This window comes from Gemmatimonadales bacterium, assembly GCA_035502185.1.
In the GTDB taxonomy this organism is placed as follows: Bacteria; Gemmatimonadota; Gemmatimonadetes; order Gemmatimonadales; family JACORV01; genus Fen-1245.
The window spans coordinates 1-6,733 of sequence record DATJUT010000003.1 but is presented as its reverse complement, the minus strand read 5'-3'; the positions used below and the strand labels follow the sequence as shown (position 1 = coordinate 6,733).

Sequence of the window (6,733 nt, the reverse complement as noted above, 5' to 3'; positions counted from 1 at the left end):
CGTCGGATGCGCCAGCCGCATCGCCTGCTGTGTTTCGAGGCGAATGCGATCGAAGTCGCCCGCGTCGATCCAGGCCTTGGTCGCCATCCACGAGCCGCCGCACGCGATGACCGGGCGAAACGCGAGGTACGCGTGGAGGTGGGCGGTGGCGATGCCCCCGGTGGGGATGAACGCCGCATCGCCGAAGGGGGCGGCGACCGCCTTCAGGTACGCCAAGCCGCCCATCGCCTCGGCGGGAAAGAACTTGAGCGCGCGGAGCCCGAGGTCGAGCGCCGCCCCGATCTCGGTGGGGGTTGCGACACCCGGGAACACCGGGAGGTCGTGCCCCAGGCAGTACTCGACCACCCGCGGGTTGAGCCCGGGCGAGACGATGAAGCGCGCTCCGGCTTCCCGGGCGGCCGCCGCCTGAGCGGTGTCGAGCACGGTGCCCGCGCCGACGAGCACGTCCGGGTGCTCGGCGGCGATGCGCCGCAGCGCCTCGGTGGCGCCTGCGGTGCGGAAGGCGATTTCGGCGCACGGCAGGCCGGCCGCCACGAGGGCCTTCGCCAGCGGGTCGGCTTTGGCCGGATCGTCGATGACGATGAGCGGCACGATCCGCAGCCGGCCGATGGTCTCGAGCACGGTGGTCATCCGACCGGCTCCCACCGGCCGTTCTCGGCCGCACGGAACAGCGCGTCGAGCACAGCCATGTTGGCGATCGCGTCCTCGACGCCGACCGGCACCGCGCCGCGGCCGCGCACCGCGTCGGCGAAGCGCTCCGCCTGGAGCGTGTACTGGTTCACCGGGTCGAACGCGATGGCCTCGATGCCTCCGCCCACCAGGTCGCGGCCGTCGTCCACCAGGATGCGGGTGGGGTGGTCGGCCGGGGCGTTGAACGGGATCTCGACCTCGATGCGGCCCCGGGTGCCGAAGATCTGCATCTGCTGGAACAGGGCGGCCTGGCCGGCGACGGTGAACGCCGCCTGGCCGGAGGGGAAGCGCAGCAGGCCGGACACGTAGCGGTCCACCCTGAAGTCGGGATCGCGCTCGAGCACGCACGCGACCTCCGCGGGCTCGGCGCCGAACAGCCACCGCGACATCGTCACGGGATAGCAGCCGATGTCGAGCAGGACGCCGCCGCCCCACTCGACCTTGCTGCGGACGTCGTCGGGGTCGCGGCGGTAGTAGCTGAAATGGCCGGTCACCATGCGCAGCTCGCCGATGCGGCCGGCGGCCACGAGGTCGCGCACCCGGCGCCACTGCGGATGGGTGCGCGTCATGAACGCCTCGCCGATCACGACGCCGGTCCGTTCCCGCACCGCGAGCAGCTCGCGCACCTCGGCCGCATGGCAGCCCATCGGCTTCTCGCACAGCACGTGCTTGCCGGCCTCGGCGGCGCGGATGGTCCACGGCACGTGCAGGTGATTGGGGAGCGGGATGTAGACCGCGTCGATCGCGGCGTCGGCGAGCAGCGCGTCGTAGGAGCCGTAGGCGCGGGCGATGCCGAGCGAGCGGGCGGCGGCTTCCGCCTTGGCGTGCGTGCGCGAGGCGATGGCCTCGACGCGCGCCGTGCGGCTCTGCTGCATGGCCGGGATGACCAGCTTCACCGCGATGTCGGCGACGCCGAGCACGCCCCAGCGGAGCGGCGCGGACGGGTCGGCGCCGTCCTTCGGGGTCACGCGGTCGGGCGTCACGGCGGTCATCTTATCACTTCCCCGCGCCGGACACGAGGGTGCGCCGGTGCGGCCTCGGCGGGCGCCGCGTCGCCCTGACGGGCGCGGGGTGGCGCCGGCGCGCGCGACGCCGCATCGTGTCGGACATGACCACTTCCCCCGCCACGCCGCGCGGGCCCGCGCGGGCCCGCTCCCTGCGGACGCGCCCCTGCGCGTTCGCCCTGCTGCTCCTGGTCGCCGCGCTCGGCGCCCGCGCCCAGGCCCAGGATGACGCCGGCTCCGGCGCCCTCCGCCTGCCGCGCATCTTCGCCGACGGGATGGTGGTGCAGCGCGACGCGCGCATCCCGGTGTGGGGGTGGGCGGCGCCGGGCACGCGTGTCAGCGTCACGATCGGCCGCCGCGGCGCGCAGGCGATCGCGGACGCCACCGGGAGCTGGCGCGTGGCGCTGCCGGCGCTCGGGGCCGGCGGCCCGCACCAGCTCCGCGTCGCCGCGGGCGACGCCGCGATCGTCGTCCGGGACGTGCTGATCGGCGACGTGTGGGTCGCATCCGGCCAGTCGAACATGGAGCTGGAGGTCCGCGCCGCGGACAGCGCGACGGACGAGATCGCGCAGGCGCACGATTCGCTGATCCGCCAGTTCAAGGTCCCGCTGAGCTGGGCCGACGCTCCCGCGGCGGACCTCGCCGGCGGCAGCTGGGCGGCCGCCGACGCGCAGCACGTCGGGGCGTTCACCGCGGTGGGGTACTACTTCGCCCGCGACCTGCGCCGCTCCGTGCGCGTCCCGATCGGCCTGATCAACACCACGTGGGGCGGCAGCAACGTCGAGACGTGGATGAGCCGCCGGGCCCTGGGGTTGAGCGACTCCGCCTGGGCCGCGACGGTGCGGCGGCGCGAGGCCGACGACAGCGCGCGGCGCGAGGCGCTGCGCGCGCGGATCGGCGGGCTGCCGTCGGTGGACAGCGGGCTGGCGGAGGGGCGCGCCGTGTGGGCCGATCCCGCGCTCGACGAGGGCGCGTGGGATTCGCTCCCCGTCCCGTCGCTCTGGGAGGCCGCCGGCTACGACGGGCTCGACGGCTTCGCCTGGTACCGCACCTCGTTCGACCTCGGCGACGCCGAGGCGCGCCAGGGGGTGCGGCTCGGGCTCGGCACGATCGACGACAACGACATCACCTGGGTGAACGGGAACGAAGTGGGGCGCACCGACGGCTACAACCGGGTGCGCACCTACGACGTGCCGCCGGCCGCGCTGCGCGCCGGGCGCAACGTCGTCGCCGTGCGGGTGCAGGACACCGGCGGCGGCGGCGGCATCTACGGCGATCCGTCGCTGCTGTTCGTGGAGGCCGGCGGGACGCGGCGACCGCTGGCCGGCCGGTGGAAGTTCCGGGTCGGCGCCGTCTCCTTCCTGGCCGACGCGCAGCGCATCAACAAGGTGCCCACCGTGCTCTACAACCGGATGCTGCACCCGCTCCTGCCGCTCGCGATCAGGGGCGTGATCTGGTACCAGGGCGAGTCGAACGCGAACGGCTGGGAGCAGGCCGTCGCGTATCGCGCGCTGTTCGAGGGCCTGATCCGCAGCTGGCGCCGAGAATGGGGCGGCGCTCGCGCGATCTTCCCGTTCCTGTGGGTCCAGCTGCCGGGCTACGGCGCCCCGGACACCGTGCCGGTGGACCATCCGGGCTGGGCGGCGCTGCGGGAGTCGCAGGCCGCCGCGCTGGCGCTCCCCCGCACCGGGCAGGCGGTGGCGATCGATCTCGGCGAGAGCGCCAACATCCATCCGCGGAACAAGCAGGAGGTCGGGCGCCGGCTCGCGCTCGCCGCTCTCGCCGTGGCCTACGGTCGGACGGTGACGTACCAGGGCCCGGCGTACCTCGGTCACGAGCTGCGCGGCGGGCGGGTGGTGGTCCGGTTCGCGCATGCCGCCGGGGGCCTGGTGTCGCACGCCCCGGACGGCTCGGTGCGGAGCTTCACGGTCGCGGGTGCGGACCGGCGCTTCGTGCGCGCCGAGGCGAGGATCGAGGGGAGCCGCGTGGTGGTGTGGAGCGACCGCGTGCCGCATCCGGTGGCGGTGCGGTACGCCTGGGCCGACTTCCCGGTGGGCGCGAGCCTCTACAGCCGTGCGGGTCTGCCGGCGGCGCCGTTCCGGACCGACCGCTAGAAGCCCAGGTTCATGCCCACGAGCACGGTGCGGTAGCTCGGCGGCCCACCGGCGCCGCCGTTCTCGGGATCGTACCCGTCGTAGCTGGTGAACACCCACGGATCCTGCGCCTCGACGTAGACCCGCATCGAGCTGATGCCCCGGATGTGCCGCACCAGCGACTTGGGCAGCGCGTACCCGAGGGTGATGTTGCGCACCCGCCAGTGCGTCCCGATGCGGTAGCCCGGCGCGGCGTAGGGGCCGCCGTTTCCGGCGTCGTCGAACGTCGGCGCCTGCCGCCCGGCGGCAGGGGACCACCATACGTTGCAGCCCGGCACGGCGGCCTGCTGCGCGGCGGTCACGCCCGCCGGGGGATCGAGCTTCGCCGGGTCCGGCCCGCCGTCGCACCGCTCCGGCGTCCAGTACTGGACGTTCAGGTTGTTGTCGCGGTCGCTCAGGACAGTCCGCACGCGGAACCAGTTGAAGAACGTGTACCCGATGCGGCCCTGGAGCAGGAACGAGAGGTCGAACCCGCCCCAGGCGACGCGGTTGTAGACGCTGGCCGTGAGCCGCGGGTACGTGTTGCCGGTGATCACCCGGTCGAACCCGTCGATCCTGCCGTCGCCGTTGAGGTCGGCGACCCGGATGTCGCCCGGCTTCTGCCCGTACTGCCGGGCGAGCGCGGAGTCGGCGAGCTGCCAGATGCCGATCATCCTGACGTCGTAGAAGACCTGGTGGAGGGCGTCGCCGGAATAGAGATCGCCCACGCTGATCGGCTGGCCGATGAACCAGCGGTCGGCGACGTCGTCGCCGACACCGTCGCCCAGGCTGACGATGTAGTTCTGGTTGTGAGTGAAGCTCAGGGCGGTCGTCCACCGCGGCCCGCCGTGGTCGCCCGTCAGGTTGACGGTCCCGAGGCTCAGCTCCCACCCGGCGTTCCGCGTCTCGGGGACGTTCGACGACGTCGAAGGGAAGCCGGAGAGCGGCAACGCCCGCGTCGGCACCTGACCGTTTGTGCTCTCGCGATAGACATCGAACGTGCCGCTGATCCGGTTCGTGAACAGGCCGACGTCGAGGCCCACGTCGAGTTCCTTCGTCGTCTCCCATCCCAGCCCCGGCTCGAGGAAGATGCTCGCCTCGGCCGCGTCCATGGACGCCGTTTCCGTGGAGCCGTACCCCGCCCGGAGCTTCAGCCCCGAGAGGAACGGCACGCTCCTCATGAACGGCTCGTCGCCGAGCTGCCAGGCGACGCCGGCCGAACCCGATGCGCCGCATTGTCTCCCGGGGTCCACGTTGGAGCAGTCCTGCCGGCCCGTCAGCGTCACGCTGTACCGGCTCAGGTACGCGTAGGCGATGCGGCCCATCCACGCGTGGGTGCGCGCGGCGCTCGACACGCTGAAGGCCGGCGTCGACGTGCCGAGGTCGTACCAGAGTTGGTAGCCGGCGGGGAGGTCCTTGGACGCCGTGGAGTCGGCCTCGAACCGGCTCCGCGTCATCGTGTACAGCGCGGTCACGTCGAGCGTGTGGCGGCCCGCGATCGGACTCCACGTGACCAGGTTGTCCAGCGTCCAGCGGTACGCCCGGTGGACGGCGCGACCCGCCTGGGAGCTGCCGATCGGGATGCCGTCGACCACCACGTTCGTGTCCTGGAACTGGCCGTCGGCGACGTGCTGGAAGTCGGGCCCGAACGTGACGCGGTAGGCGAGCCCGGCGGGCAGCCGCAGCTCGCCGAACAGCGATCCGACGAGCCGGTCGGTCTTCTGCTGGTGGACATAGCCCCGCTGCTCGAGCAGCGGGTTGGTGCGCAAGGGGTCGGGCGTCGGGTGAGTCTTCAGCGTGCAGGTGGCGCACGGCGTCGGGTAGGGCGTCCCGGCGCTGTCGTACGGCAGGCCGAGCGGGTTGTTCTGCAGGGCCTCGCTCCACAGCTGGGCGTCCGCTCCGATGTCCGCGACCGATCGCGCGCCGACGGCGGTGAGGCCGAGCCGCAGGGTGCCGAACGTGTCTTCGAAGCTCACGGTGCCGGCGTACTGGTGGAACCCCTGGCCGAGGGTGACGCCGCCCTGGTTGAAGTAGGTGCCGGAGAGCGAGAGCCGGGCGTCACCCCACGTCGAGTGGTAGCCGAGCCGGTGCCGCTGCTGGGTGCCCGTGCGGAGCAACAGCCGTTGCCAATCGGTCCCGGTCGTGCAGCCCGGATGCGTCGCCCGATAGGTGGAGGTGCCGGCCGCCGTGGTGTCGTACAGGCCGGCCGGCGTCGTCGGCACGTTCAGGCTGCAGTACGCCTGCGGCAGCTCGTCGGACGTGAACACCGATCCGAGGGACGTGTCGCGGCCGGCGAGCCGGTACGCGTCCAGCCGCTCCCGCACGGTCTCCGGGCCGTTCATCATCGGCACGAGGCGCAAGGCGTTCTGGGCCCCGTACTGGACGTCGTAGCTGAAGCCCGACGCTGCGCTGTCCTCCCCGTTCCGGCCGCCGGTCGTCATCAGGATGACGCCGTTCGCGCCGCGCGCGCCGTAGGGCGCCGTCGCGGATGCGCCCTTCAGGACCTCGATCGAGGCGATCTGCGTCGAGTTGAAGTCCTCGATCCCTCCCTCGACGAGCGGCACGCCGTCCACCACGTACAGCGGCTGGTTGCTCCCCGTGAACGCCCGCGTGCCGCGGATCGTGACCTCCGTCGGGGCGCCGGGCCGGTACTCCGTGCTCACCACGTCCACGCCGGCCGCCCGCGCCTGAAGCAGCTGCGCCGGGTCGGGGAGAGGCACGTCCCGAAAGTCGGACGGATCGAGGCTCGTGACCGAGCCGGTGACCTCGCGCGGCTGCTCGGCTCCGTACGGGGTCGCCACCACGCCCTCGCGCCGTGTCGGCGCCGCCGTCAGCTGAAAATTCAGCGTGACCGGCTCGCCGGCGGTGACGATGATCGTGAGGATCAGGGCGGCGAAGCCGTGGTGT

The 6,733-nt window shown here is 73.0% G+C and carries 4 protein-coding genes; 1 reads left to right on the top strand and 3 read right to left on the bottom strand.

All coding sequences use genetic code 11. From position 1 onward, the window contains the following. Positions 1–630: bifunctional 4-hydroxy-2-oxoglutarate aldolase/2-dehydro-3-deoxy-phosphogluconate aldolase (gene eda, locus VMF70_00180; protein HTT66420.1), on the bottom strand; the 630-nt coding region annotated here is incomplete at its 3' end. Then, positions 627–1,682: a Gfo/Idh/MocA family oxidoreductase gene (locus tag VMF70_00175; protein ID HTT66419.1), complete on the bottom strand. Its 1,056-nt coding sequence runs from the start codon at positions 1,680–1,682 to the stop codon at positions 627–629. The genes eda and VMF70_00175, both read right to left, overlap by 4 nt. Positions 1,683–1,798: 116 nt before the next feature. Between VMF70_00175 and VMF70_00170 the strand changes: the two genes are divergently transcribed. Continuing rightward, entirely contained in the window at positions 1,799–3,808 is a 2,010-nt protein-coding gene (locus VMF70_00170) for a sialate O-acetylesterase (protein HTT66418.1), read from the top strand. Here VMF70_00170 and VMF70_00165 read toward each other — a convergent pair. Beyond that, positions 3,805–6,733 (bottom strand): SusC/RagA family TonB-linked outer membrane protein (locus VMF70_00165; protein ID HTT66417.1); only part of this gene is annotated, 2,929 nt, incomplete at its 5' end. The genes VMF70_00170 and VMF70_00165 overlap by 4 nt on opposite strands.